The 25595-nt window shown below is 57.4% G+C and carries 23 protein-coding genes; 9 read left to right on the top strand and 14 right to left on the bottom strand.

Annotation, left to right across the window (positions count from 1 at the left end):
• Window positions 1–204: 204 nt before the first annotated feature.
• The 4 genes from aspS to ACR0KG_RS17930 form a co-directional block, all read right to left on the bottom strand.
• Entirely contained in the window at window positions 205–1980 is a 1776-nt protein-coding gene (aspS, locus tag ACR0KG_RS17945) for an aspartate--tRNA ligase (protein WP_480828027.1), read from the bottom strand.
• A gap of 79 nt (window positions 1981–2059) precedes the next feature.
• Window positions 2060–2731 carry a CPBP family intramembrane glutamic endopeptidase gene (locus tag ACR0KG_RS17940; protein WP_480828026.1) on the bottom strand — a complete coding sequence of 224 codons (672 nt, stop codon included), beginning with the start codon at window positions 2729–2731 and terminating at the stop codon, window positions 2060–2062.
• Window positions 2728–3372 (bottom strand): aminotransferase class IV family protein, encoded by a 645-nt coding sequence (locus ACR0KG_RS17935; protein WP_480828025.1) that lies wholly within the window; start codon window positions 3370–3372, stop codon window positions 2728–2730. The genes ACR0KG_RS17940 and ACR0KG_RS17935 overlap by 4 nt, the downstream gene beginning before the upstream one ends.
• Window positions 3327–4454 carry an aminodeoxychorismate synthase component I gene (locus tag ACR0KG_RS17930; RefSeq protein ID WP_480828052.1) on the bottom strand — a complete coding sequence of 376 codons (1128 nt, stop codon included), beginning with the start codon at window positions 4452–4454 and terminating at the stop codon, window positions 3327–3329. The genes ACR0KG_RS17935 and ACR0KG_RS17930 overlap by 46 nt, the downstream gene beginning before the upstream one ends.
• Window positions 4455–4631: 177 nt before the next feature.
• Here ACR0KG_RS17930 and carB point away from each other — a divergent pair, with 177 nt between their 5' ends.
• A complete protein-coding gene (gene carB, locus ACR0KG_RS17925; RefSeq protein WP_480548863.1) occupies window positions 4632–7976 on the top strand; it encodes a carbamoyl-phosphate synthase large subunit in 3345 nt (1114 codons plus the stop codon).
• 52 nt (window positions 7977–8028) lie between these two features.
• On the opposite strand, the gene ACR0KG_RS17920 is transcribed toward carB, so the two are convergent.
• Genes ACR0KG_RS17920 through ACR0KG_RS17910 form a run of 3 tightly spaced genes read right to left on the bottom strand, consistent with a single transcriptional unit; the run spans window position 8029 to window position 12535 of the window.
• Window positions 8029–11079, bottom strand: coding sequence for an efflux RND transporter permease subunit (locus ACR0KG_RS17920; RefSeq protein WP_480828024.1), 3051 nt, complete (start codon window positions 11077–11079; stop codon window positions 8029–8031).
• An 11-nt stretch (window positions 11080–11090) separates the two neighbouring features.
• Window positions 11091–12128 (bottom strand): efflux RND transporter periplasmic adaptor subunit, encoded by a 1038-nt coding sequence (locus ACR0KG_RS17915; protein WP_480828023.1) that lies wholly within the window; start codon window positions 12126–12128, stop codon window positions 11091–11093.
• Entirely contained in the window at window positions 12125–12535 is a 411-nt protein-coding gene (locus ACR0KG_RS17910) for a MarR family winged helix-turn-helix transcriptional regulator (protein WP_480828022.1), read from the bottom strand. The genes ACR0KG_RS17915 and ACR0KG_RS17910 overlap by 4 nt, the downstream gene beginning before the upstream one ends.
• Window positions 12536–12757: 222 nt before the next feature.
• On the opposite strand from ACR0KG_RS17910, the gene ACR0KG_RS17905 reads away from it, so the two are divergent.
• Window positions 12758–13882, top strand: coding sequence for a beta-ketoacyl-ACP synthase III (locus ACR0KG_RS17905; RefSeq protein WP_480828021.1), 1125 nt, complete (start codon window positions 12758–12760; stop codon window positions 13880–13882).
• A gap of 1 nt (window position 13883) precedes the next feature.
• Here ACR0KG_RS17905 and ACR0KG_RS17900 read toward each other — a convergent pair whose 3' ends face one another.
• Together ACR0KG_RS17900 and ACR0KG_RS17895 are read right to left on the bottom strand one after the other, a co-directional pair.
• Window positions 13884–15677 (bottom strand): hypothetical protein, encoded by a 1794-nt coding sequence (locus ACR0KG_RS17900; protein ID WP_480828020.1) that lies wholly within the window; start codon window positions 15675–15677, stop codon window positions 13884–13886.
• Window positions 15678–15795: 118 nt separating this feature from the next.
• Window positions 15796–16257, bottom strand: coding sequence for a hypothetical protein (locus ACR0KG_RS17895; protein WP_170536584.1), 462 nt, complete (start codon window positions 16255–16257; stop codon window positions 15796–15798).
• A 360-nt stretch (window positions 16258–16617) separates the two neighbouring features.
• On the opposite strand from ACR0KG_RS17895, the gene ACR0KG_RS17890 reads away from it, so the two are divergent.
• Window positions 16618–17196, top strand: a complete 579-nt coding sequence (locus ACR0KG_RS17890) for a thymidine kinase (protein ID WP_480828019.1) — start codon at window positions 16618–16620, stop codon at window positions 17194–17196.
• A 25-nt stretch (window positions 17197–17221) separates the two neighbouring features.
• Here the strand turns inward: ACR0KG_RS17890 and ACR0KG_RS17885 are convergent, their stop codons facing one another.
• The 4 genes from ACR0KG_RS17885 to ACR0KG_RS17870 form a co-directional block, all read right to left on the bottom strand.
• Window positions 17222–17560 (bottom strand): tRNA-binding protein, encoded by a 339-nt coding sequence (locus tag ACR0KG_RS17885; protein ID WP_480828018.1) that lies wholly within the window; start codon window positions 17558–17560, stop codon window positions 17222–17224.
• Window positions 17553–18368: a pyrroline-5-carboxylate reductase gene (gene proC / locus ACR0KG_RS17880; protein WP_480828017.1), complete on the bottom strand. Its 816-nt coding sequence runs from the start codon at window positions 18366–18368 to the stop codon at window positions 17553–17555. Before proC ends, ACR0KG_RS17885 begins: the two co-directional genes overlap by 8 nt.
• Before the next feature lie 39 nt (window positions 18369–18407).
• On the bottom strand, window positions 18408–18908 hold the full coding sequence (locus tag ACR0KG_RS17875) for a type III secretion system chaperone family protein (protein ID WP_170536283.1): 501 nt from the start codon (window positions 18906–18908) through the stop codon (window positions 18408–18410).
• A gap of 311 nt (window positions 18909–19219) precedes the next feature.
• Window positions 19220–19468 (bottom strand): accessory factor UbiK family protein, encoded by a 249-nt coding sequence (locus tag ACR0KG_RS17870; protein ID WP_353010465.1) that lies wholly within the window; start codon window positions 19466–19468, stop codon window positions 19220–19222.
• Between the two features lie 97 nt (window positions 19469–19565).
• Here ACR0KG_RS17870 and lgt point away from each other — a divergent pair, with 97 nt between their 5' ends.
• The 5 genes from lgt (at window position 19566) to ACR0KG_RS17845 (ending at window position 23780) form a co-directional block, all read left to right on the top strand.
• On the top strand, window positions 19566–20453 hold the full coding sequence (lgt, locus tag ACR0KG_RS17865; RefSeq protein ID WP_480544191.1) for a prolipoprotein diacylglyceryl transferase: 888 nt from the start codon (window positions 19566–19568) through the stop codon (window positions 20451–20453).
• On the top strand, window positions 20450–21517 hold the full coding sequence (locus ACR0KG_RS17860) for a class I SAM-dependent methyltransferase (RefSeq protein WP_480548851.1): 1068 nt from the start codon (window positions 20450–20452) through the stop codon (window positions 21515–21517). Before lgt ends, ACR0KG_RS17860 begins: the two co-directional genes overlap by 4 nt.
• Window positions 21514–22272 carry a peptidoglycan editing factor PgeF gene (gene pgeF / locus ACR0KG_RS17855; protein WP_480544193.1) on the top strand — a complete coding sequence of 253 codons (759 nt, stop codon included), beginning with the start codon at window positions 21514–21516 and terminating at the stop codon, window positions 22270–22272. The genes ACR0KG_RS17860 and pgeF overlap by 4 nt, the downstream gene beginning before the upstream one ends.
• Window positions 22273–22541: 269 nt before the next feature.
• Entirely contained in the window at window positions 22542–22670 is a 129-nt protein-coding gene (locus ACR0KG_RS17850) for a hypothetical protein (RefSeq protein ID WP_480548849.1), read from the top strand.
• 327 nt (window positions 22671–22997) lie between these two features.
• Window positions 22998–23780 carry a Hint domain-containing protein gene (locus ACR0KG_RS17845; RefSeq protein ID WP_480548847.1) on the top strand — a complete coding sequence of 261 codons (783 nt, stop codon included), beginning with the start codon at window positions 22998–23000 and terminating at the stop codon, window positions 23778–23780.
• A gap of 116 nt (window positions 23781–23896) precedes the next feature.
• On the opposite strand, the gene ACR0KG_RS17840 is transcribed toward ACR0KG_RS17845, so the two are convergent.
• Window positions 23897–24397, bottom strand: a complete 501-nt coding sequence (locus tag ACR0KG_RS17840; RefSeq protein WP_170536272.1) for an Lrp/AsnC family transcriptional regulator — start codon at window positions 24395–24397, stop codon at window positions 23897–23899.
• Window positions 24398–24610: 213 nt separating this feature from the next.
• Here ACR0KG_RS17840 and trxB point away from each other — a divergent pair, with 213 nt between their 5' ends.
• Entirely contained in the window at window positions 24611–25552 is a 942-nt protein-coding gene (gene trxB, locus ACR0KG_RS17835; RefSeq protein WP_480828016.1) for a thioredoxin-disulfide reductase, read from the top strand.
• The last annotated feature ends 43 nt before the right edge of the window (window positions 25553–25595 follow it).

The following is a 25595-nucleotide window of genomic DNA, read 5'->3' as shown; positions in this document are numbered from 1 at the left end:
CCGCCCGATCCATTCGGGTCAACCGAAAGGGGTTGGAAAAGCTGATCGACTAGCCGCGGGTTTTCGCGCCAGTTCTATCGGCGTCGCCGCACCCTCGTCCGCAATGCGCGGAGGAGGGAATTGTGATTGCGGTTACCTGCCAGGGGCAAGTCGATCTGGGTTTCACGCTCTGCCAGCGGGTCTAAGCGATCTGACTAAAGCACCTTAATCCTGCGGAATGATCCGCAGACCTAGTTCCATCATCTGATCCGAGCTCGGATCAGACGGTGCATCCATCATCAGGTCTTCGGCCCGCTGATTCATCGGGAACATCATGACCTCACGGATGTTGGCCTCATCGGCCAGCAGCATCACGATCCGGTCGATACCCGCAGCACAACCACCGTGTGGCGGCGCGCCGTAGTGGAACGCGTTGAACAGGGCGCCAAAGCGGGATTTCACTTCGTCCTCGCCATAGCCTGCCAGCTCAAAAGCTTTCAGCATGATTTCCGGCTTGTGGTTCCGGATCGCGCCCGAAACCAGCTCATACCCGTTACAGGCCAGATCGTACTGATAGCCGCGCACGTCCAGCGGGTTGCCCTGCAACGCCTCCATGCCGCCCTGCGGCATCGAGAACGGGTTGTGTTCGAAATCGATCGCGCCGGTTTCCTCGTCCTGTTCATAGATCGGGAAATCGACGATCCAGGCAAAGGCAAAACGGTCTTTTTCTGTCAGGTTCAGTTCTTCACCGATGACATCGCGTGCCTTGCCAGCCACCTTCTCAAAGGCCTTCGGCTTGCCGCCCAGGAAGAACGCCGCGTCACCGACGCCCAGACCCAATTGTTGACGGATTGCCTCGGTTCGCTCTGGGCCGATGTTCTTGGCGAGCGGGCCAGCAGCCTCCATCCCTTCGCCCTGATCCCGCCAGAAGATATACCCCATCCCTGGCAGACCCTCTTTCTGGGCGAAAGCGTTCATACGATCACAGAACTTGCGGCTGCCGCCAGTCGGAGCCGGGATGGCGCGGATTTCAGTGCCGTCCTGCTCCAACAGCTTCGCGAAAATCGCGAAGCCAGACCCGCGGAAGTGGTCGGAGACCACTTGCATTTTAATAGGGTTCCGCAGGTCGGGCTTGTCGCTGCCGTACCACAGGGCCGCATCCTTGTAGGAAATCTGCGGCCATTCCTGATCGACCTTAAGGCCACCGCCGAACTCTTCGAACACACCGGTCAAAACGGGTTGGATTGTGTCGAACACATCCTGCTGCTCGACAAACGACATCTCAAGGTCAAGCTGGTAGAAATCGGTCGGCGAGCGATCCGCGCGCGGGTCTTCGTCACGGAAGCACGGCGCGATCTGGAAATATTTGTCGAAACCCGACACCATAATCAGCTGTTTGAACTGCTGAGGCGCTTGCGGCAGCGCGTAGAACTTGCCCGGGTGCAGACGCGAGGGCACCAGGAAGTCGCGCGCGCCTTCGGGCGAAGAGGCGGTGATGATCGGTGTCTGGTATTCACGGAAGCCTTGATCCCACATCCGGCGGCGCATCGAGGCCACGACGTCCGAGCGCAGGGTCATGTTCTGCTGCATCGCCTCGCGGCGCAGGTCCAGATAGCGATAGCGCAAGCGGGTTTCCTCGGGGTATTCCTGATCGCCAAACACCATCAGCGGCAGCTCGTCGGCTGCGCCCAGAACTTCTAGTTCGCGCACATAAACCTCGATCTCACCAGTTGGCAGTTTCGGGTTCACCAGATCAGCGTCGCGCGCTTTGACGGTGCCATCGATGCGGATACACCATTCGGACCGAACCTTCTCAAGTTCAGCGAAGGCTGCGCTGTCGCCGTCGCACAGAACTTGTGTCACACCGAAATGGTCGCGCAGGTCGATGAACAGCACGCCGCCATGATCTCGGACACGATGCACCCAACCGGACAGGCGGACGGTTTCACCGACATTGGCGGCGGTCAGAGCGGCGCAGGTGTGGCTGCGATAGGCGTGCATCGATCATATCCCTTCGGGCGCAGAATTCGTCGCGCCGATACACCCCGTCAGGCCCGGAAAGTCAAGGCAGGTCGCGCGGTCAGAACGGCCTTTGCACATTGCCTGAATAGAAATACACACCCAGACCCACGGCAAAGATGATATTCCCCGCAACCGCGTGCAGCAAAACCGCGTAGAAGAACGAACCGCGCTTGCGATAGGCCCAGCTAAAGAACAGCCCACCAACAAAGGTCATGATGGCTACAATCCAGCTCCAATACATCAGATGAGCGAAGGAAAAGATGGCTGCGTTCAGCAAGTCTGCCCGGCGTCTTTCGGGTAGCAAGGCGTGATACCGGCGGAAGAATAACGGGCGAAACAGCAATTCCTGTGGTAAAGCAGACAGCAACGGATAGCCAACCCAGATGAAGGCCAGCAACTCGGGCCGGTACCGTAGAAGCGCAAAAGCCGCGTCCGGGCGTGTGACATAGATCAGCGCGATACAGAATGCAGCGGTCGCCCCTGCAAACAGCGCCAGTTCACGCAGCGACCAATTCGCCCAGCCGTATCTCAGTTCGGCCCAGCGAAACCCCGGTGTCGCGTGCAGCAGAATGATACCCAGACCGGTGAAGGCAAATAGCGCCGGAAACATCCAGTTGGGCGGCAGGAAAACCGCGATGGCCAAAGGGGCTGCGATAAAAAACAGGCAAAACTCAAACCTTAAGCGCGTCAGCGCGACCGGAGGGGTTGTTAATGTCGCGTTTCTATTCACAGGCTCACCAACTCAGCCGGGATCAGGCCGCGCAGGGAATTCCCCATATAAACCGCCTTCGCATCCTTCAAGTCGTTCAACGTCAGTACTGCCTCAGCAAAATCCTGTTCCAGCAACTCTTCTCGCAAGATACCGGGCAACAACCCGCTCGACAGTTTCGGAGTTAAGTGACGACCGTCGGGTGTTTCAAGGAACAGATTGGTGATTGACCCCTCGCACAGCTCGCCCCGCTCGTTCAGAAACAACAACTCATCCACAGCTCTGGGCATCGACGCGCGCGCAGTATCATAGATCACACGACGGGTTGTTTTGTGGCGGAGCCAGATGTCGTCGGAACTCAACTTAGTGTCAGAGACGGCAAGTCGCCAGAGTGGGGGATTGTCCGCCAGGAGGGCGGCCGTCAGATCGAACTGACCAGCGACATCCATCGTCAGCCTGCACCGAAGGGCGACATCACACTCCACCTCGGACAACATCGCCTGCGCCGCGGCATGGTCAAACGGCAAGGCCAGAGCCGATGCTGTTTGGCTCATACGGTTCAGGTGCCGATCCTCCCGCTCGAACCCTTGCCCGGGCCGAAAGCCGAGCGTTTCGATCAGACGGAAGTCAGGCTCAACTGGTGGGCAAAGCGGGCTTTCCATAATGCCTCCTCGTATTCCGATGGGGCCGTGCTGTCCCAGACCACGCCGCCGCCGACATTCAGGGTCGCTTTGCCACCCTCCGTCATAAGCGTACGGATGGCGACGTTGAACTCGGACCGGCCATCCGGCGCGGCCCAGCCAATTGTGCCGCAATAGATGTCGCGCGGCCAAGGCTCCAACTCAGACAATATCTCCATCGCGCGGATTTTGGGGGCACCGGTGATTGACCCACACGGGAAGAGAGCCGTTAGGATGTCCGACAGCCCAGCACCAATCTGCAATTTTGCCCGCACCAGCGAAACCATCTGGTGCACAGTCGCGTAGGTTTCGACTTTGAACAGTTCAGGCACATGAACCGACCCCGGCAGGGCAACCCGGCTGATATCGTTGCGCAGCAGATCAACGATCATCAGGTTCTCGGCCCGGTTCTTCTCATCGCTGGACAAGAAGTTTCGGCGGCGGGCATCCTCGGCCATATCCTCGCTTCGCGGCTGTGTGCCTTTCATCGGACGCGTTTCGATCTGCCCGACCTCATCTGTACGCATAAACAACTCGGGCGAGCGGCTGAGCAGATCGGGCAATCCGTCTTGCTGAACCAACGCCCCGTGTCCGACCGGCTGGCCCGAGGTCAGCGCCGCATAAAGCGAGGCGCTGTCGCCGTCGATTTCCAGATCAATCGGGAATGTCAGATTGGCCTGATAAATATCGCCCGCGCCGATTGCGTCATGCACGGATTTGAACGCCCGGCTGTATCGCGCCTCGTCCCAACGCGGCTGAAACTTTGATACACCGCCCGAGGCTTTGGGCAATTCGCTTTGCTTTGGCAGGTCATAGACGCCAAAGCACAGCAAAGGCAGCTTTCGCCCCTCTGGCAATCGCGCGGCCAGACGGGACTCAAGCGTGTAGCCAAGCTCATAGCTGGCATAGCCGGCCAGCCATCTGCCCGATGCGCGCGCCTCATCCAAGGCCGCCAGCGCATGCGGCACCTGATCCGCCCTGTCCGCGCGGATGATATGGGATGGCCGGTCAAACCGGGTTCCCGGACCGGCAGGGCCCTGATCGAAACGAATACGCAAGTCCATCCTCATCAACAGTGCTGCGCGATATAGAGAATACGCCGCCAATGGAAAGAGAATAAAGCGGCATTTTAGCTCCGATTTCCGATACCTCTTGCACCTTTCGGCGCGGACCCTATAACGCAGAACAATTTGGGCACTGGGGCGGTGCCGGTGACTCGTACATTGTGAAGGGGCAAAGCCATGCCGAGAAGAACCGACATCCAGTCGATTATGATCATCGGGGCGGGCCCCATTGTCATCGGGCAGGCGTGCGAGTTCGACTATTCCGGCGCTCAGGCCTGCAAGGCGCTGCGCGAGGAAGGTTATCGGGTCATTCTGGTCAACTCGAACCCCGCCACGATCATGACCGATCCTGGTCTAGCCGATGCCACCTATATCGAACCGATCACACCCGAAGTTGTCGCCAAGATTATCGAAAAAGAACGCCCCGACGCCTTGCTGCCCACGATGGGCGGACAAACCGGCCTGAACACCTCGCTCGCATTGGAAGAGATGGGCGTGCTTGAAGAATTCGGTGTCGAGATGATCGGCGCGAAACGAGACGCGATCGAGATGGCCGAAGACCGCAAGCTGTTCCGCGAGGCGATGGACAGGCTGGGAATCGAGAATCCCAAGGCTGAGATCGTGACCGCCCCCAAGAACGCAGAGGGCAAGAAAGATCTGGAGGCCGGTGTGGCGCTGGCTCTGGACACTTTGGAAACGGTTGGCCTACCCGCCATCATCCGCCCCGCCTTTACCCTGGGCGGCACCGGTGGTGGCGTGGCCTATAACCGTGAGGATTATATCCACATTTGCCGCTCGGGGATGGATGCCTCGCCCGTGGGTCAGATTCTGATCGACGAAAGCCTGCTGGGCTGGAAAGAGTATGAGATGGAGGTGGTGCGCGACACCGCCGACAACGCCATCATCGTGTGTTCCATTGAAAACGTCGATCCGATGGGGGTGCATACGGGAGACTCGATCACCGTGGCCCCGGCGCTCACGTTGACCGACAAAGAATACCAGATCATGCGCAATCACTCGATTGCCGTGCTGCGCGAGATCGGCGTCGAAACCGGTGGGTCGAACGTGCAATGGGCGATCAACCCGGTTGATGGCCGCATGGTCGTGATCGAGATGAATCCGCGCGTGTCACGGTCCTCGGCGCTGGCGTCCAAAGCGACCGGGTTCCCGATTGCCAAGATCGCCGCAAAGTTGGCCGTAGGCTACACGCTAGATGAATTGGACAATGACATCACCAAGGTCACGCCCGCCTCATTCGAGCCGACCATCGACTATGTCGTCACCAAGATCCCGAAATTCGCCTTCGAAAAGTTCCCCGGCTCTGAACCTCACCTAACCACCGCGATGAAATCGGTGGGTGAGGCTATGTCCATTGGCCGCACAATCCACGAATCAATGCAAAAAGCACTGGCTTCAATGGAATCGGGCCTGACCGGCTTTGATGAGATCGAAATCCCCGGTTTGAATGTGGGTGTCTGGGACGCAGCTGACGACAAGGCTGCCGTGATCAAGGCGATCAGCCAGCAAACGCCGGATCGTCTGCGTACCATCGCACAAGCGATGCGCCATGGCCTGAGCGACGACGAGATTTTCGGCGTTACAAAGTTTGACCCCTGGTTCCTGTCCCGTATCCGCGAGATCGTCGAGGCCGAGCAAGAGGTCCGCAAAAACGGTTTGCCAATAACCGAGGAAGGCATTCGCAGGCTGAAGATGCTGGGCTTCACCGATGCGCGTCTGGGCAATCTGAGCGGCCGGGACGAGGACAACGTCCGCCGTGCCCGTCGCAATCTGGGCGTAACCGCTGTCTTCAAACGCATCGACACCTGCGCCGCCGAATTCGAAGCGCAGACACCCTATATGTATTCGACTTATGAGGCCCCAATGATGGGCGAGGTTGAGTGCGAAGCACGCCCCAGCGACCGCAAGAAGGTCGTTATCCTTGGCGGTGGCCCAAACCGGATCGGTCAGGGGATCGAGTTCGACTATTGCTGCTGCCACGCCTGTTTCGCGCTGACCGACGCGGGGTATGAAACCATCATGGTCAACTGCAACCCCGAGACGGTCTCGACCGACTATGACACTTCAGACCGCCTGTATTTCGAGCCACTGACGTTCGAGCACGTCATGGAAATTCTGATGAAGGAACAGGAAAACGGCACATTGCATGGCGTCATCGTTCAATTCGGCGGGCAAACGCCGCTGAAACTGGCCAACGCGCTAGAGGCCGAAGGCATTCCGATCCTCGGCACCACACCGGACGCGATTGACCTGGCCGAAGACCGCGAGCGGTTCCAGGCTCTGGTGAACGATCTGGGTCTGAAACAGCCGAAGAACGGCATTGCTTCGACCGATGCCGAAGCATTGACCATTGCGGATGAAATTGGCTTCCCACTGGTGATCCGCCCCTCTTACGTTCTGGGTGGCCGCGCGATGGAAATCGTGCGTGATATGGACCAGCTGAAACGCTATATCAACGAGGCCGTGGTGGTTTCGGGTGACAGCCCCGTTCTGCTGGACAGTTACCTGGCAGGTGCGGTTGAGCTGGATGTGGATGCCTTGTGTGACGGTACCGACGTTCACGTCGCGGGCATCATGCAGCATATCGAAGAGGCAGGTGTGCATTCCGGCGACTCGGCCTGCTCTCTGCCGCCCTATTCGCTATCGAAAGAGATCATCGCGCAGATCAAGGATCAGACGTTCAAACTGGCCAAGGCGCTGAACGTCGTGGGCCTGATGAACGTTCAGTTCGCGATCAAAGATGATGAGATCTACCTGATCGAAGTAAACCCACGCGCCTCGCGGACCGTGCCTTTCGTTGCCAAGGCGACAGACAGTGCCATCGCATCCATCGCCGCGCGGTTGATGGCGGGAGAGAAGCTTTCGAACTTCCCGCAACGCCCGCCGTATCAGGAAGGTCAGGACACCAAGATCGCTGATCAGATGACACTGGCCGACCCGGACATGCCGTGGTTCTCGGTGAAAGAGGCCGTTCTGCCCTTCGCCCGGTTCCCCGGTGTCGACACCATTCTGGGCCCCGAAATGCGCTCGACCGGTGAGGTCATGGGTTGGGATCGTGACTTCCCACGCGCATTCCTCAAGGCTCAGATGGGCGCTGGCATGGTTCTGCCGGCATCGGGCCGCGCGTTCATTTCGATCAAGGATGCCGACAAAACCCCCGCGATGCTCGAAGCCGCGCAGGTTTTGTCCGCACAGGGCTTTGCCCTTGTCGCCACCCGCGGCACGCAAAGCTGGCTGGCGGAACAAGGCGTTGCCTGCGATCTGGTCAACAAAGTCTATGAGGGCCGCCCGGATGTGGCGGACATGCTGAAAGACGGTCAGGTGCAGCTGGTGATGAACACAACCGAAGGCGCCCAGGCGGTTGAAGACAGCAAGGTCATCCGTTCCGTCGCTCTTTACGACAAGATCCCTTATTTCACCACAGCCGCTGCCAGCCACGCCGCCGCACTGGCCATCAAGGCGCAGGCCGAAGGTGATGTCGAGGTACAGTCACTGCAGGGGTAACTTCCCTAAAGAGTGGAGCAAAACCCCCGGTCGTGGACCGGGGGTTTTTCATTTAAGCAGCGGATTGCTCGGCCGCCTTAAGCCGCTCATCCCGTTTGAAAAACAGCATGTAGAACACGGGTGCGGCGACCATCGTCAAGATGGTGGCAAAGGCCAGCCCACCCATAATCGTCACCGCCATCGATACAAAGAACGCATCCGTCAGCAGCGGGGCCATGCCCAGGATCGTGGTGATCGCGGCCAGCATGACCGGGCGCAGACGCGAGATTGAGGCTTCGATAATCGAGTCCTGCAACGGTTTGCCGGCCGCGCGGACCAGATCGATTTCCTCAACCAGTACAATGCCATTCTTGATCAGCATCCCCGACAGGCTCAGCAGACCCAAAAGCGCGGTAAAGGTGAAGGGCAACCCGGTGCCCAATAGGCCAATCACCACTCCGTTCACGGACATCGGTACCAACAGCCAGATTATGATCGGTTGACGGATCGCGTTAAACAACAGAACCGAGATCAGCACCATGATTAACAAGCTGAGCGGCAGTTGCCGCCCAAGGCTTTCTTGCGCATCACGAGAGTTCTCAAACTCGCCGCCCCATTCCATTTTATATCCGGGTGGCAGATCGATTGCCTCGATTGCATCCCGCACCTCAGAATGCACCTGAGCAGCCGTAAAGCCGGGCGGGATATCGGCACCAACCGTGATGGTCAGAACACGATCGCGCCGGTGCACCAGCGTGTTCAGGGATCGGTATTCAAACCCGTCGACCATCTGTTCGATCGGAACAAAACGCTGCGATTGATCGGAATAGACCACCTGATCGACGATAGAATATTCGCCATCGGCCGGGCGACGCAGGATAATCGGGATCAGACGATCCCGCTCACGTAGCACGCCTCCGGTGATCCCATCAGTGGAAAACTGCAATGTCGCCGCGATGTCTTCACGCGTCACCCCAGCCGTCTGCGCCCGTTCGGTCGCATAGATCGGTTGTACCGCAAGCTCTTGCTCACGCCAGTCATGAGAGATGTTTAACGCGTTCGGCGATGCGGCTGCCATGCGCTGCACCGCTTCGTCTGCCAGTTGCCGTAGGATCACCGGGTCGCTGCCCGAAAAACGTGCCTGGATCGGGTCGCCGCCGCCAGGTCCAAAAACCAGCCGCTTGGTCCGGAACTCACCTTCGGGGAACTGGACAGAGCCGAACTCTTCCAGATCAGCCTGCAACAGCGGGATGTCCTCCAGCGTTTCGGTACGGATGATCATATGACCATAGCTTGGGTTCGGGTCCTCAGCCGAATAGGTCAGCATAAACCGCGTTGCCCCCTGCCCGACAAAGGTTGTGACCGAGACGACATCTTCCCGTTGATTCAGCCACTCTTCGAACACGGCCATGTCTTCGGCGGTACGGGCGACGGTTGTCCCTTGCGGCAGTTTGTAGTGCACGAAGAACAGCGGTGTATTCGAATCCGGGAAAAACTGTTGCTTTACAAGCCCGAAACCGGCGTAGCATGCGACAGTGACTGCAACCAACCCGACAACAACCAGCCACCTCAACCGCAATGCGCCGCGCAGGATCGATCCGTAGATACGGAACAAAATCCCGCCATAAGCATCTACGTCCCCCTGTACGCCCTGTTTGAAGAAATAGTGCCCCAGCATCGGTGTCACGGTGATCGCCAACACCCAGCTGAGCAGAAGCGAGATCCCAATCACCGCGAATAGCGAGAAAAGGAACTCTCCGGTTGCGTCTGAACTCAGGCCGATACCCGCAAAGGCCATGATCCCGATTACCGTCGCACCCAGCAGCGGAATTTGCGTTTTTGAAGCGACCTCTTCCGCCGCATCGCGAGAGGATTTGCCACGCAGCATGGCAATCTGCATCCCCTCAGCAACAACAATGGCGTTATCGACAAGCATTCCCATCGCAATGATCAATGCGCCAAGCGAAATCCGCTCCATCTCAATCGAGAACATGGACATGAAAAGCAGCGTGCCGACCACAGTCAGCAACAGGGTTGATCCAACTACAATGGCGGCGCGCCAGCCCATGAACAGGCCCAGCACTGCCACCACGATGGCCACAGACATCGCCAGATTCACCAGAAAGTCATTCGACGCCTGCTCAACCACAACATGCTGCTGATAGATCGGCAGGATGTCGACGCCATAGGGGATTGCGATATCAAGTTCAGCAAATTTTGCGTCTACGCGTTTGCCGACTTCGACGATGTTTTCGGTCGACAGACCCGCAACGCCGAGCGTGAAGGCTTCGACCCCGTCGAACCGGATGATTACGTCCGGGTCGGTCTGCCGCGCGCGGTAAACGTTGGACATATCAAACAGGTTGATCACCTGCCCCTGAGAGCCAACCGATAGCCCGGCGATAGCGGAAACGCTGTCAGACCCTTCAGCCGTTAGAATCGTGGTACGGTCATCGGCCGACCGCACCGAGCCCGAAGCATTGACGGAATCAGCGTTCGAAATCGCCTCGTTAATCGCCTGAATCGGGACGTTTTGATTGACCGAAATTGCGAGGTCGGGCTCGATAAAGATTGCCTCTTGCGGCAGGCCCTGAACCTCGACATCCGCAACGCCAGAGACGGTCAGCAATTCGCGCCTCAGAAAGGTCGCCAGTTCATGCTTTTCTGCGTCCGAAAACCCCTCGGCTGTGACCGCATAGAACAGACCGAACACATCCCCAAAGCCATCGTTGACGAAGGGCTGGTCAACCCCCGAGGGCAGCCCACGCGCCGCATCGCGTATTTTGGCGCGTAATCGGGTCCAAACGGCAGGCAATTCGCTGCCATCATAGGTGGATTTGATCTCAACCTCGATCAGGGATCGCCCGGGCTGATTGACTGACGTGATCGTGTCCACCTCACCCATCTGCTGAATGGCCGATTCAAGGGGCTCGGACACTTCCAGCGCCACCTGTTCGGCCGTCGCACCGGGATATTGCGTGACAATGACGGCGTTTTTGATGGTAAAGGCCGGATCTTCCAAGCGACCCAGAGACAGAAACCCCCAGATACCGCCGAACAAGGCAATGAGGATGATCAGCCACGTATAGATGGGCCGATCAATCGAGGCGCGCGCGATGTTCATATCTCAGCCCCTCAGTTGGCGAAGCCGGAAAAGCGGCGCACCGTCTGACCATCTGTCAGCACGGCCCCTCCGGCGACGACAATCTCGTTGCCGCTGGACAAGCCAGTCAGCACCCGAACATCGCCTGACTGGGTTGGCTCGATTGTGACGGGCACACGGCGCACTGTGCCCTCATCGGCGCCAGCAGGCGAAAACACCATCACTGAGAGCGCGCCGCTGGCGTCAGAGACAATAGCGGTTGCGGGAATTGTAATGCCCCGATTGTGATCCTGCACCTGCGCAGTCACGGTCACAGAAGACCCAGGCAGAATCTGCAGGCCCTCGGGCGGGGTCAGGCCGAACTGAATACGGAAGGTCTGCCCGACGCTGGAGGACTCGGCATCAAATTCTCGGATCTCCAGCGGGAACACTTCATCGCTGACCGGGAACTTCGCGGTCAGGACAATGTCATCCTGCTGCCCAGTACGCTGGAATAATATCTCTGGCACGTCTACTTCGATCCGCAGCTCGGACATATCGTGGATCCGCACAATAGGCGTTCCCGAAGAGACAGTTGTAAAGGCTTCGACCGCGCGGCTGGACACCAGCGCATCGAAGGGAGCGGTCAGAGTTGCATGTTCTAGCTCGTATTCCGCATCGCGCAGGGCGATAGCCGCTAACTGTGCTTCAGTCACGGCGTCATCGACGGCAACCTGGCTGGCAGTTGTTCCGCGCAGGCGTGACAAACGGGCTTCGGTCCGGTCTGCCTGTTCCTTTTGCAGCTTTGCCCGATCCAAACGCAGCTGAAAGGGTTCCTGATCAAGGCGGGCAATCAGCTGGCCCTTGGGGATGACAAACCCTTCGGTGACCGGCATTTCGACAATTTGACCTGACACCTGAAAGGCCAGATCGACGGTCTGCCGCGCAGCGACACGCCCGAAGAACTGGCGCGAAAACCCCGGCATCGTCTCCTGCACCAGCATCAACTTAACTGGCTTGGCGAAATCCTGTGCAGCCAGCGGTGACGAAAGAACAGTCAGGGCAAGGCCCAGAAAAGTCAGCAATTTCATTTCTTCAGCCCCTCGGGTATTCCCGTTTTCAGAATGGTATCACGGATTTTATGCGCCAGTTGCGCGAATTGAGCGGTCTCGTCCGCATTCAGACCCGAGGCGCGGTGGAACAGTGCCCCGGCTTCCGCGACCAGCATGTTTCGGGCATCTTCGCCTTTCGGGGTCAAAACTAACAACCAGGCACGCCGGTCCATTGGGTCACGCTCCCGCTTGAGGTGCCCCGACTTCTCCAACGCATCTGCCGTCGCAGTGATCGTGGACGGAACGGTCAGCATATCAGCCGCCAGAACGCCCATACGCTTGGGTTGATCCAGCTTGATCAACATGTGGCATTCGGGATGGCTCAGCTCTGTTTCGATGCTCTCAAACGCCTCTTCCAGTTTCCAGTACAGGGCATAGACTCCCATTATCGACTGAATTTCAGGACTCAGGCGGCAAAGCCTTTCGCTGACATCTTCTGACAAAGGATTTCTCCACTTAGGTGGTCGCCATATACTTCATTATCTGAACTATTCAAGTTATGAAGCTGCATTAAGACAAGCTTGCGCTCATTCCCTTGGGTCAACTCCCCTTGATCAAAACCCCCGGTGACTGCATTTTAGGCGGATTCGAAACTTTCAGGACACGTCATGCATACGCCCGCCATCACCGGTACTGGTGTTTTCACGCCAGAAAACGTCATCACCAACGCTGAGCTTGTCCAAGCGTTCAACGCCTATGCTGATAAGCAGAACGCCGAAAACGCCGAAGCCATTGCCAATGGTGAGATGGAGCCGATGCAGCATTCATCGGAAGAGTTCATCGTAAAAGCCTCCGGCATCGAAAACCGCTATGTCATGGACAAAACTGGCGTACTTGATCCGGACAAGATGTACCCCGCACTGCGTCAGCGCAGCGACGATGAACCGGGTATCATGACGGAAATGGCCATCGACGCTTGCAACAAAGCACTGGCGCAGGCCGGGCGCACGGCCGCGGATGTCGATCTGGTCATTTGCGCTGCTTCGAACCACGAACGGGCCTATCCCGCGGTTGCGATTGAAATCCAACAAGCCCTGGGGATTGACGGGTTCGGGTTCGACATGAATGTCGCCTGCTCATCGGCCACATTCGGTATTCAGGCCGCAGCTGACATGGTTCGGTCTGGTTCAATTCGGGCTGCGCTAGTTGTGAATCCCGAGATATGTTCGGGTCATCTGGAATGGCGAGATCGGGATTGCCACTTCATCTTCGGCGACGTGGCAACGGCAACCCTGATCGAACGGATCGAGGACGCACAAGGGCCACATTTTGAGATTCTCTCGACCCGCTGCGCCACAACATTTTCCAACAACATTCGCAACAACAACGGCTTTCTGCGCCGTTCGCGCCCCGACGGGATGGATGATCGACGCGACATGCAGTTCATGCAGAACGGTCGCAAGGTCTTTAAGGAAGTGCTGCCCATGGTCAGCAAACATATCAGCGATCACATGAGCGCCGAGGGCGTGGGCAGCGAAGACCTCAGACGTCTCTGGCTGCATCAGGCCAACAAGACCATGAACGACTTTATTGGCAAAAAGGTGCTGGGGCGCGAGCCCGAAGCGGATGAGCAGCCCAATATCCTTCAGAATTATGCCAACACCTCATCTGCCGGTTCGATCATCGCGTTTTCCAAACATTCGGACGACTTGGAAGACGGAGATGTCGGGCTGATCTGTTCGTTTGGCGCTGGCTATTCGGTCGGATCGGTGATCGTAAAACGGCACACCTGACCTAAGACCCCGTCGCATCCTGCACGCGGAAAATCTGGAACACCGCGTCGGCGCTGGTGGGTATCTCCACCACGTTTTCTGGCAGCTTGCCCTGGATCATACCTGCCGGGAAGCCATCGCCGTCCGAGACACTGGACCAATAGGTGGCACGTGGGTGCGATTTGCAGATCAATATGTAGTCCACACCCAGTTCGTTAAGACGCGGGCCCGCATCGACCGATTCGGACCGGAACAAGTCAATCTGCGCCAGCATACCGGCCTTGTTCCGATGGTAATTCCCCGCCAAAACCGAATGATCCGTATGCCGCAGGATCTGAGCGGCATAGTCGAAATCAGCGATGATGAAGCCCGGCTCAAGCTCCTGCAGCGGACGAATGGCCTGCTGGGTGTTACATTCAAAAGCCGGTGCCGCTGTTTGCTCAGCCCCCGCTACGTTCGAGGTCACTTGAGGCGCTATACGATCCTCAATCGCGGAACCCGTTTTCGGCGACATGAAGACGACAAACAGAATCATCAGAATCCCAAGGGCCGAACGGCCCTCGGCCCTATATCTGCGATACAGCACGGCTAAGACCTGCGCCTGCACGGCAACCAATGACATGGTCAGGAACGTCATCAGTCGGGACTGATACAAGAACAGAACAAGCCCTGCAGCAATCAGGCACAGAAACAGAGTGTATTCGATTTTCGCATCGCTCCTTCGGATGAACATCACAGATGCAAGGATCAGGAAAATCGATATCAGGATCAGGGCGATCGTCTCACCTGCATGTCTTTGCAGAACCACCAGAACGTTCTGTGACTCGGTGATCTGGCTAAGCCAGAATTGCCTGATGGCCAGCGGCATTTGATCAATTGGGTTTCCAAGACAATAGGGTGCATAAACATACGCCGCAAACACCGCGACGGCTGCAACCAACACAAGGCTTGTGAAACGCCCCCAGACAGCGCTTTGTGAGGTTAAGGCAGCCGCAACAAGCAATCCCAGCGCAGCCAGGCTAAGTGGTAATGCGACGCTGAGCGTCAGAGCATCGCAGCCTGGATAGAAGAAACTGGTGCGGCTGGCCGTCGCAAGGATTGCCACGAGCAAAGTCGCCAAAATCCCAAGGCACATCGCGATGGTTCTGCGCCGGGCCTCGGACCCCGTCAGGGCCCAGTCGAGCGCTGCAAAAACTGTGATCAAGGCGATCTGTGCCAGCGACTCAGTGCCGATCGACAGAGACAGTGCCAGACACGTGCCCAACCACAACCCGGCGTACCGCCTGTCTTGCCGTTGCGCAAAGAACATTAACGCCGCGGCAAACAGCAGAATCTGCAAACCGTGGTGATCAAAGGAATACTGATCGAACTTGCCTGAGTTCAGCAGGGCCAAAACGCCAAAAAGCAGCGCTGCAACCGCCCCTTCACGCCCGCCCAACGCGCCGCCTGTTGCTGCAAAAGCCCAAAGGGTGAGACCCGCCAGCAAGGTAGGCCAGACAAAGCCGGTAACCGCAAAGGCGGCTTCAGACGGCAAGAACACAGCACTGAGTTCATATAGTGCCAGAATCGGTGCATCCACGAACCGGGACCAATGCATCAGCGTCCCCTCGCCTGGACCCAAACGATGCTGATAGGGGTCGAACCACCCCTGCCCGTTCCGCAAATCCTGAACCGAGACCCAGCGCATGAAGTCATCCGGCCCTTCAATCGGGCCCGCCAAAGTCATCAAGGCGACAAGGATCACCAAAGCAAACCAGTACAGGCGGAAAACCAACCTGTCGGACAGGATGCTATACGCCTCATGCCGTGTGTTCATTTTGGATTGCCTTTGACCGACCTGTCTTGGACGCTTTCATATCGACCAGAAATGACGGAATTGAGGCACCAGGCATCCGCACCAGAGCCTTGACGCATCACAGGGCTTGGGCCCTTGCTCAGCTGACGCTTTCTTCTTCCAGATGCAACTTCATCTCGATCAGAACCTGTTGTAGAAGGCTGGTTTCTTTCAGCAAACGCTTGGCTTCGTTCACGGTGATGATACCGTCTTCGATGGCGGCCTGGTATTCTGTCATCAGCATCGCAAAACGCTGGCTCAGGGCTATGACATCCGAGTTTACGCCGCCAGTACGAGGGGCATCAGTGTTCCGCCCATCATAGGACAGCGTGATGTTTTTGAGATCAGCCAACGCCGATGTGACATGTGGATAGGATGCGGCGTTTTCAAGTCGGGCGACCGCATCCACGGGCATGAACCGGTCGGCATGTTCCGCGTTGTCGGAATAATACCGGCCAAGTGTCGCCTTGGATTTTCCGGTAATCTCACAGGCCGCTTCGATTCCCACGTCTTTGACCAGCGCCTCGGTGTGTTTCTTCAGATAAGCCCCGATATCTGCCATTGTTTTACCTTTGTTACCTGCATCCGCTGTTCCGCCGCCAGTATTGGGGGAAAGCGCCGGGAAATTTCCCATAACAGAGTCATAATTGAAATGTCATACATTGGCTATCCCTCAGATATGCGGGGGATTTTGTGAGTGAGTGGCGGCAGTTCCTGCCGGTAACGAGTGAACGTGAGGCAAGATTGTTGGGTCTCACGCTGTTCAGGCCTAATGAAGGCCGATAGCGTCGCTGTTGTAGGCGCAGGGGTTCCATCCCCAAAGAGCCTGTGCTCGACCTTTGCAACTGCAATGGCGGCGTCTATTTTTTCAGGTGTTTTTTGAAGTCTTGTTCCGTACGCCGATGCGATTTAGACCCGGCCCATGGCAAAGCTGTATTTTAACTATTCAACCATGAACGCGGGCAAATCGACCGTGTTGCTGCAGGCCTCGCACAACTATCGTGAGCGCGGCATGGAAACTTACCTGATGACGGCAGCCGTTGACGGGCGCGCCGGCCAAGGACGTATCGCATCGCGTATCGGGATTTCGGAACAGGCAGACACCTTTCGACTCGATGATGATGTGTTTGTGATGATTGATGCCCGCCTAAAACGCGGCGCCGTCGCCTGTGTTTTTATTGATGAGGCTCAGTTTTTGTCTGAGGATCAAGTCTGGCAACTGGCCCGCGCCGTCGATGACCTGAATGTCCCGGTTCTGGCCTACGGGCTGCGCGTCGACTTTCAGGGCAAGTTGTTTCCCGGTTCTGCCGCACTGTTGGCCCTGGCCGATGAAATGCGCGAGGTTCGCACCATCTGCAAATGCGGGCGCAAAGCCACTATGGTGATTCGTCAGGACGCGAACGGCAATGCAATCACCGAAGGCGCGCAGGTGCAGATCGGCGGGAATGAGACCTATGTCTCACTTTGCCGAAAACACTGGCGCGAGGCTGTCGGCGACTAGTTTCAGACACAGACCCAAAGTGTGTTCAGTGCATACGGCCGCCCAACGGCACCTTGCCATCCGGTCCGATCAGCATGATCTCACCGTTTTCGTCGGGTAGACCCAGAACCAGAACTTCGGACATAAATTTGCCAATCTGGCGCGGCGGAAAATTGACCACGGCCATGACCTGCTTGCCCACCAAAGTGGCGGGATCGTAATGGGCTGTGATCTGGGCCGAGGTTTTTCGCTCGCCAATCTCATCACCAAAATCAATCCACATCTTGATCGCGGGCTTGCGGGCCTCGGGATAGGGTTCGGCACGGATGACCTCACCCACCCGGATATCCACTTTAAGAAAATCATCAAAGCTGATTTCAGGCACGAGACAATTCCTTTGACCGGTCCGTCGCGGCTTTGACCGCGCGGTGCATAAGATCGGGGAAGCCGTCCTTCTCATCCATCAACACCTCAAGCGCAGCCTGAGTGGTGCCGTTGGGTGAGGTGACGTTGACGCGTAGCTGCGCCGGGTCGTCTTCTGCAGCGATGGCCAAAGCCCCTGCGCCGGCAACCGTAGACTTGGCCAGTTTCATCGCCAGATCATCCGGCAACCCTTGCGCTGCACCGGCAGCCGCCAGTGTTTCAATCAAATGGAACACATAGGCCGGGCCCGAACCGCTGACACCTGTGACCGCATCAATCTGCGCCTCTTCCGACAGTCTGACAGTTTCGCCAATCGCGACAAGAAGGTCCTCGGCCAGGTTCAGGTCCTCCTCGCTTACATGCGCATTTCCAATCATCGCCGTGATCCCCCGCCGGATCGCCGCCGGTGTGTTGGGCATTGCACGAATGATCGGGGTGCCTGCGCCCAAAACGCTCTCGAATGTTGCAATCGACGTGCCGGCAGCGACAGACACGAACAGGCTGCCACCACCGCCCAGCACCTGAATGGCAGGCAGAGCATCCCCCATCATCTGCGGTTTAACGGCAACCAGAACAACAGCAGGCGCGTTCGGCAATGTGGTGTTGATATGAACGCCCTGCGCCCGCAGCCAATCTGAGGGATAAGGATCGATCACCCAAACGGATGAAGCGGGCAGACCGTGTTCCAGCCAACCCGCCAACATCGCGGACCCCATCTTTCCGCAACCCAAAAGCACCAGGCCGTTTTCGGCCACGCGCGACATGTCCATGATTGCCCCTCCCCTTACATATCGGTTCGGGGCAAAGCATTACGCCCGGCCGTATGCCTCTGCAATGGCAACCTGTATCGCATCTTCCGGATCGCGATTGCCCCATGTGACCAGTTGAATTGCGGGGTAGTAGCGTTCAGCGCTCATGACCGCAGCTGAGATCATGGTGTTGATCTGATCCGGGCTGGCCATCTGGCCACCAGCCAGAACCAGGCCATAACGGTAAACCATCAGCTTCTGGTTTGCCCAGTAGGTAAACGCACCCGCCCAGCACTGATCGTTCATCTTGTTCAGCAGCTCATAAAGCTCACTCTCACGCTCGGATGGGGGTTCCATCTCGAACGAACAGACCATGCGCAGTGTTTCGTCATAGTTCGACCAGGCCAGCGTGATTGAATATGTCCGCCACTGTCCTTCAACCGCCATGGCGATCTGGTCGTCACCGATGCGATCAAAATCCCAGTCGTGATGTTCGGCCAGGTGCTCAACAATATCGATTGGATGAAGGTCTTCTTCGAGAAACTGCTCGGAAAGGGCCATAATGCCACCTCACTAATCTCTAGCATGTTGGGGCTGGCAGCGCCCCAGCGCTAGTTGCCTGCTCTACAAGCCGGGCTTCCCCCGTAGGCCTGTACTAAATATGGTGCGACGCGAGGCGAGTTCTGGCAACCCTATTTCTTGGGGATAACAGCAATAAGTTGTGGACAGCTGGCAACGACGATCAAAATATTGGCGTTGGATGCAGCTTTGTCTTGATTAAATCCTGCAAGGCGGCAAGATACACAGCACCGCACAAACCGGGAAAGGTCTGCGCGGTGCTCGGTGTTTTCAGAAAATCAAACGTGTGGGCGCTATTTGTCCAGTTTCGCCTCAAGCGCGGCGATGCGGGCTTCGAGCGCCGTGTTCTCCTCGCGCGCTTTCTGAGCCATCGCGCGCACCGCATCAAACTCTTCCCGCGTTACGAAATCCCGGTCTGCCAGCCAGCGGTCCAGCATTGATTTCATCGCGTTCTCGGCCTCTTCCCGCGCGCCCTGCGCCACGCCCATGGCGTTGGTCATCAACTGAGAGACATCGTCGAGGATCTTGTTGCGGGTTTGCATGGCTTTACTCCGATAACGCTGTTGCTCTCTATATGGGGGATGATTGGCGCAGGCTCAAGGTTGACTTGCCATGCAAACCCCGGGCAATGAGACGCACATGCAGGCTGTTCTGAATTTCCCCGATCTGTCACCCGAACTCTTCTCGATCTCATTGTTCGGGATGGAGTTCGCTCTGAGGTGGTACGCATTGGCCTATATCGCGGGCATCCTGATCGCCTGGCGAATGGCTGTCATTGCCTTGCGGCGGCCTGCATTGTGGCGCAACGATGCACCGCCGATGCAGCCCGAACAGTTGGAGGACCTGATGACCTGGATCATTCTAGGCGTCATCCTCGGTGGGCGCCTTGGCTTCGTTCTGTTTTATCAACCAGCCTACTACCTAGCGCACCCGGTGGATATTCTGAAAGTCTGGCAAGGCGGCATGGCATTTCATGGCGGTCTGTTGGGGGTCATCGTTGCGTCTTACCTCTATGCGCGTCGTCATGCCCTGCCGATCCTGTCGCTGGGTGATCTGGTGGCCTATGCTGTGCCGCCCGGCCTGTTGCTGGGACGTTTGGCCAACTTCACCAACGCCGAATTATGGGGTCGCCCGAGCGAGCTGCCCTGGGCCGTGATCTTCCCCGGCACTGCCGCGCAGGATTGCCCAGGCGTCGTTGCGGGCTTTTGCGCGCGTCATCCATCGCAGCTTTATGAAGCCGCACTTGAAGGGTTGATCTTGGGTGCCGTGCTTCTGTGGCTGGTCTATCGCCGCGGTGCCTTTCGCAAACCCGGCCTGATCATGGGCGTGTTCCTCGCGGGCTATGGTGCCTCACGGTTCATTGTCGAGTTCTTTCGGCAGCCGGATGCTCAGTTCGTCTCACCCGGCAACCCGTTGGGCTTGGCCTGGCAGGTCGGAGGCTACGGCCTGACAATGGGCCAGGTATTATCGCTTCCGATGATCGCCATTGGCCTGTGGTTTGCCCTGCGTGCCCGGCGGGCGGCATGACGCTAAAGGACCATCTGATCGGTCGCATTCACCATGATGGCCCGATGAGCGTGGCTGACTTCATGTCTGAATGCCTGCTGCATCCCACGCTGGGTTACTACAGCACGCGCGACCCGTTTGGGGCGCAAGGGGATTTCATTACCGCCCCCGAGATCAGTCAGATGTTCGGAGAACTGATCGGTCTGTCACTTGCACAAAGCTGGATGGATCAAGGTTGCCCGAGCCCGTTTACATTGGCCGAGCTTGGCCCCGGACGCGGGACTTTGATGTCCGATATACTGCGCGCCACCCGGCAGGTTCCAGGGTTTCACGAAGCAGCACAGATGTATCTGGTCGAAGCTTCGCCCGCGCTTAGACAGGTTCAGGCGAAAACGCTGGGCCAGTACACGCCCAATTGGATCGGCGCTACCACCGAACTGCCCGAACAGCCCCTGTACCTGGTCGCTAATGAGTTCTTTGACGCCCTGCCCATTCGCCAGTTCATCCGAGAGGGCGAAGGTTGGCGAGAACGACGGATTGGCGTGACTGAAGACGGCCTTGCATTCGGTCTGGGGCCTAACACGCCTCAGATTGCCTTGAACGACCGGCTGGGCGACACCAACGATGGTGACCTTGTCGAAATATGCGTGGCCGCAACACCGATCGTGACGGATATCGCCACCTGCATCACCTCCTATGGCGGAGTGGCTTTGATCATAGACTACGGCGATTGGCGCTCGCTGGGCGATACGCTGCAAGCCGTTAAAGCGCATGAGAAGGTTAAACCGTTGGACAATCCGGGTCAGTCTGATCTGACCTCGCATGTTGATTTTGAGCCGCTGGCAATGGCGGCCCGTGCTTCAGGATGCGCGCATACCCGGCTGACGCCACAAGGCGTGTTTCTGGAACGATTGGGGATCACCGCACGCGCGCAGGCATTGACAAAAAACCTGAACGTGCCAGAGCAGAAACGCCTTATCAGCGCACATCGCCGGTTGACGCATCCTGATGAAATGGGAAACCTGTTCAAAGTGCTGGGCCTGTACCCTGCACAATCAGCACCACCGCCGGGACTGGAGCCATGACACTGGAAATCTTGACCTCCGACATGCTGTCGCCCGTGCGGCACGGGTTCTTTACACGACGAGGCGGCGCGTCTTCTGGTATCTTTGCCGGTTTGAATTGCGGGCACGGATCGTCGGATCAGACACAAGCTGTTGCGCTGAACCGAAACAGGGTCGCGGCAGCCATGGAAGTGACGCCTGAGCGGCTGATTGGCATTCATCAGGTCCATTCACCAACCGTTCTGACAATTGATGCGCCGTTACAGGGCGAGAAACCCAAAGCTGATGCAATTGTTACCGCAACTCCCGATCTTGCGCTGACCATACTGACCGCCGATTGCCAACCGGTTCTTTTTGCCGATCCCGAGGCTAAAGTAATCGGTGCCGCCCATGCCGGATGGCGTGGGGCGCTGGACGGCGTGCTGGAAGCAACGCTTGACGCGATGGAGGCGTTGGGCGCGCAACGTGCAAACATCCGCGCCGCAATCGGACCATCCATCTCGCAGCGCGCCTACGAAGTCGGCCCCGAGTTTCTGGATGATTTTCTGGCAGAGTCCCCGAATAACAGCCGTTTCTTTGCAAATGGGCAGGAAGATCGGATGCAATTTGACCTGCCAGCATTTGGACTTCACCGGCTGCGCCAGGCGGGCGTTGGCCAGGCCGAATGGACCCGGCATTGCACCTATTCCGACCCTGACCGGTTCTATTCCTACCGACGCGCAACCCATTCGAAAGAAGCGGATTACGGCCGTTTGATTTCGGCGATCCGGTTATAGAAATAGTTCCAATTAAGGCGAAACCGCCACCTTTCCGCCACAATCATTGTGTTTATCTGAGGGCAGAATCGTAGTGTTTTTGCCAGTGTTCAGATCGTTACCTGACGTCCACGCAAGTGGACTCTGGCGCTTCAAATTGGAGGAGTTGCCAAACTTCACTTTCAGTCCTGATTTTATCCCGGATAAGCCACAACTCTGCCGCAAAACGGCGTGATCTTGGTGGCATAAGGGAAAAAGGGCAGTAAGCCCTATCAATACAGGATCAGAGAATGAAATCGAAAACTCGCTTTCTAAACGCGGTCTTAGCCGCGGCGCAGGACCAGAAACTGGAAATGCCATGGAAACGGGTTTCAAGCCATTCTGTCAGGGTCGCCCGCCGGTTGATGGCGCGACGCTGAACCAGAAAACCACCAGGACCAAGCTGCCGGTCCTGCGTTGGAGTGCGTATCGGGAATGCTTCGGCCCGGTTTACGTGGGATCGCCATACAACAGCGATCCTTTGTTCAGGAGTGTGTGTGCGGGCAATTTGCGCCCGCAAAGTACGAGTTTGCCTGGGGGGTCAATGTGTTGACCAATGGAAAGCGAAGGATTTGTCGCTGTGCACCGCCGTCATTGGCAGTGTCCAAGGGTTCCTCATTTATTTCAGGGCAAAGAACTATTCCGTTGGACGGGCCTGTACGGGGGTATGCCTCGTCTGTTCGGATATTAGAAAGGAAGGAATATAAGTGACTATTCCTAGCTCACTGGCCCGTGCGGCCCGCAATGCGGTTGATACATCCGCCTTGCTGCGCGAGGTTCCAAGACAAGCATCAAAGCCAAAGGCGCAACTGCGCCGGTATGAGGTAAGCACTCTGCTCGACAATGGGGATGTCGCGCAAACACGCCATATTGCACCAGCATTGCCCATGTTCGAAGACGCATTTTGCGCCTTCTCGCGTGGATCGCTGGTGGAAACCGAACATGGCCCTCTGGCTATTGAAGACCTTATGCCGGGGGACACCGTTCTGACCCAAGATGGGTCGTCGGAAACCGTGGTCTGGAAAGGGTCAGTCACTCTCATCCCAGGGCGCGAAGATTCGTATGGGCGCACACGTCCTCTGACACGGATCATGGCGGATACGTTCGGCATGCAGAAGCCTTTGTCCGGTGTGATCGCCGGCCCGGCGGCGCGATTGCTGGGCACGCCGGGGCATCTGCGGCACATTTATGGGGACGGGCCGGTTCTGACACCAGCGTCAGAGTTTCAGGACGGCATGAACGTCATTGAAACAATGCCGCCAACTCCGGTAGAGTTGTTTCACATTTGCCTGAAGAAGCATTCGGTCATTCGCGTTGATGGGTTGCAGTTTGAAACCTATCACCCGGGGGTAAACGCGGTTCGTTTGATCAGCCATTCCCTACGGTCGATCTATTTGAATCTGTTCGCGCATGTCGAAACACTGAACGATTTCGGCCCGTTGCTGATGCCGCGCGCCGGTGACGGAGAGGTCGACGCTCTGACGGCGTGAAATTTACATACTACTGCAGAGCGGGGGCATCATGCAGATTTTACTAAGCTGGATTGTATCCTTGGCGGTGGCGGCAATGCTGCCACCCTGCCAGCCACATCCAAAACAGACGCGGTTCACGCGGTACGGTTCATACGCTCTTCCAGAACGTCGAATGGTACGCCTGGCTCGTCTTTTGCGCCTCGGATAACGAGCGAGGTTTTTACGCTGGCCACGTTCGGCGTCGTCAGCAGTTCACCCGTCAGGAATTGCTGAAAGCTGCTCAGGTCGGGGGCGACGCATTTCAGAATGAAATCCACCTCGCCGTTGAGCATGTGGCATTCACGGACCAGCGGCCATTCGCGGCAACGTTCTTCGAATGCGCGCAGTTCGGATTCAGCCTGGCTGTCCAGGCCGACCATGGCAAAAACCTGAACTTCAAATCCCAATTCACGCGCGTTTACCGCTGCGTGGTAGCTGTTGATATAGCCTGAGTCTTCCAAAGTGCGCACGCGGCGTAAACACGGCGGCGCTGAGATACCGACACGTTTGGCAAGCTCAACATTGGTCATCCGACCGTCAGCCTGCAGCTCTGCCAGAATCTTGCGATCAATCTCATCCAGCCGTGTGGTGACCATAAAGTGCTCCTGATTTTTCGGTTCTTATATCAGCACCCTCCGCTTGCGCAATAATCTTTCGCTGTTGCGCAATATTCTTTGTTTTCAGATCGCAACTACCACCAAGCCCCTGCCCCGTTCGTGAACAGGAAAGGGCTTTAAGCCCTGCGCGCACGCCGCTATATCGGTGCGACGGGCGAAACGCCCAAGTCAGACAGTTCGAGCGGGGGTACCATGGCCGAGACACGACACACCAAGGTTCTGATCATCGGATCGGGACCTGCAGGATATACCGCAGGCGTTTATGCCAGCCGGGCCATGTTGGAACCCATTCTGGTGCAAGGTATCGAACCGGGTGGTCAGCTGACCACCACGACCGAGGTCGAGAACTGGCCCGGCGATACCGAGGTTCAGGGCCCTGATCTGATGGTACGCATGCAGGATCATGCCAAAGCCATGGGCTGTGAGGTGATCGGTGATATCATTAGCGATCTGGACCTCAGCAAGCGCCCCTTTACCGCCAAGGGCGACAGCGGCACCATCTATACCGCGGATGCGGTTATTCTGGCCACAGGCGCCCGCGCCAAATGGCTTGGTCTGCCATCGGAAGAGAAATTCAAGGGCTTTGGCGTCTCGGCCTGCGCAACCTGCGACGGTTTCTTCTATCGCGGGCAAGAGATCGTTGTGATCGGAGGCGGCAACACTGCTGTGGAAGAGGCTTTGTTCCTGACCAACTTTGCCAGCAAAGTGACCCTGATCCACCGCCGGGATGAACTGCGCGCCGAGAAAATCCTGCAAGATCGCCTGTTCAAAAACGAAAAGATCGAGCCCCTTTGGTTCCACCAATTGGAAGAAGTCGTTGGAACGGATGCGCCACTGGGTGTTGAAGGCGTTCGGGTCAAAAACGTTCAGACCGGCGATATCACCGAGATCCCTTGCAAGGGTGTTTTCGTCGCCATCGGCCACGCACCCGCCAACGAGTTGGTCAAAGACACACTGGAAACACACATGGGCGGCTATGTCGTGACCAAGCCGGGCTCGACCGAAACCTCAATCCCAGGTGTGTTTGCTGCGGGCGATCTGACCGATCACATCTACCGCCAGGCCGTCACCAGCGCGGGCATGGGCTGCATGGCCGCCCTGGATGCCGAGCGTTTTCTGGCCGAACAGGAATAGAAAGGCGCGCAGAGGTTTCGGGGCACGTCGAACTCTCTGCCCT

The organism is Ruegeria sp. H4, assembly GCF_056533065.1.
Note: the sequence above shows the minus strand (reverse complement) of the source record. Positions and strands in the feature narration are given on the sequence as shown.

Excerpts from the sequence above, each read along its gene's own strand:
- proC (WP_480828017.1), bottom strand. The coding sequence starts at position 18,368 with ATGGACATGTCGCGCGTGGCCGAAAACGGCCTGGTGCTTTTGGGTTGC.
- ACR0KG_RS17840 (WP_170536272.1), bottom strand. The coding sequence starts at position 24,397 with ATGGTCACCACACGGCTGGATGAGATTGATCGCAAGATTCTGGCAGAG.
- ACR0KG_RS17930 (WP_480828052.1), bottom strand. The coding sequence starts at position 4,454 with ATGGACTTGCGTATTCGTTTCGATCAGGGCCCTGCCGGTCCGGGAACC.
- lgt (WP_480544191.1), top strand. The coding sequence starts at position 19,566 with ATGCAGGCTGTTCTGAATTTCCCCGATCTGTCACCCGAACTCTTCTCG.
- ACR0KG_RS17935 (WP_480828025.1), bottom strand. The coding sequence starts at position 3,372 with ATGGAAAGCCCGCTTTGCCCACCAGTTGAGCCTGACTTCCGTCTGATC.
- ACR0KG_RS17920 (WP_480828024.1), bottom strand. The coding sequence starts at position 11,079 with ATGAACATCGCGCGCGCCTCGATTGATCGGCCCATCTATACGTGGCTG.
- ACR0KG_RS17900 (WP_480828020.1), bottom strand. The coding sequence starts at position 15,677 with ATGAACACACGGCATGAGGCGTATAGCATCCTGTCCGACAGGTTGGTT.
- ACR0KG_RS17895 (WP_170536584.1), bottom strand. The coding sequence starts at position 16,257 with ATGGCAGATATCGGGGCTTATCTGAAGAAACACACCGAGGCGCTGGTC.
- carB (WP_480548863.1), top strand. The coding sequence starts at position 4,632 with ATGCCGAGAAGAACCGACATCCAGTCGATTATGATCATCGGGGCGGGC.
- ACR0KG_RS17915 (WP_480828023.1), bottom strand. The coding sequence starts at position 12,128 with ATGAAATTGCTGACTTTTCTGGGCCTTGCCCTGACTGTTCTTTCGTCA.
- trxB (WP_480828016.1), top strand. The coding sequence starts at position 24,611 with ATGGCCGAGACACGACACACCAAGGTTCTGATCATCGGATCGGGACCT.
- pgeF (WP_480544193.1), top strand. The coding sequence starts at position 21,514 with ATGACACTGGAAATCTTGACCTCCGACATGCTGTCGCCCGTGCGGCAC.
- ACR0KG_RS17870 (WP_353010465.1), bottom strand. The coding sequence starts at position 19,468 with ATGCAAACCCGCAACAAGATCCTCGACGATGTCTCTCAGTTGATGACC.
- ACR0KG_RS17875 (WP_170536283.1), bottom strand. The coding sequence starts at position 18,908 with ATGGCCCTTTCCGAGCAGTTTCTCGAAGAAGACCTTCATCCAATCGAT.
- ACR0KG_RS17905 (WP_480828021.1), top strand. The coding sequence starts at position 12,758 with ATGCATACGCCCGCCATCACCGGTACTGGTGTTTTCACGCCAGAAAAC.
- ACR0KG_RS17860 (WP_480548851.1), top strand. The coding sequence starts at position 20,450 with ATGACGCTAAAGGACCATCTGATCGGTCGCATTCACCATGATGGCCCG.
- ACR0KG_RS17890 (WP_480828019.1), top strand. The coding sequence starts at position 16,618 with ATGGCAAAGCTGTATTTTAACTATTCAACCATGAACGCGGGCAAATCG.
- ACR0KG_RS17910 (WP_480828022.1), bottom strand. The coding sequence starts at position 12,535 with ATGGGAGTCTATGCCCTGTACTGGAAACTGGAAGAGGCGTTTGAGAGC.
- ACR0KG_RS17850 (WP_480548849.1), top strand. The coding sequence starts at position 22,542 with ATGAAATCGAAAACTCGCTTTCTAAACGCGGTCTTAGCCGCGGCGCAG.
- aspS (WP_480828027.1), bottom strand. The coding sequence starts at position 1,980 with ATGCACGCCTATCGCAGCCACACCTGCGCCGCTCTGACCGCCGCCAAT.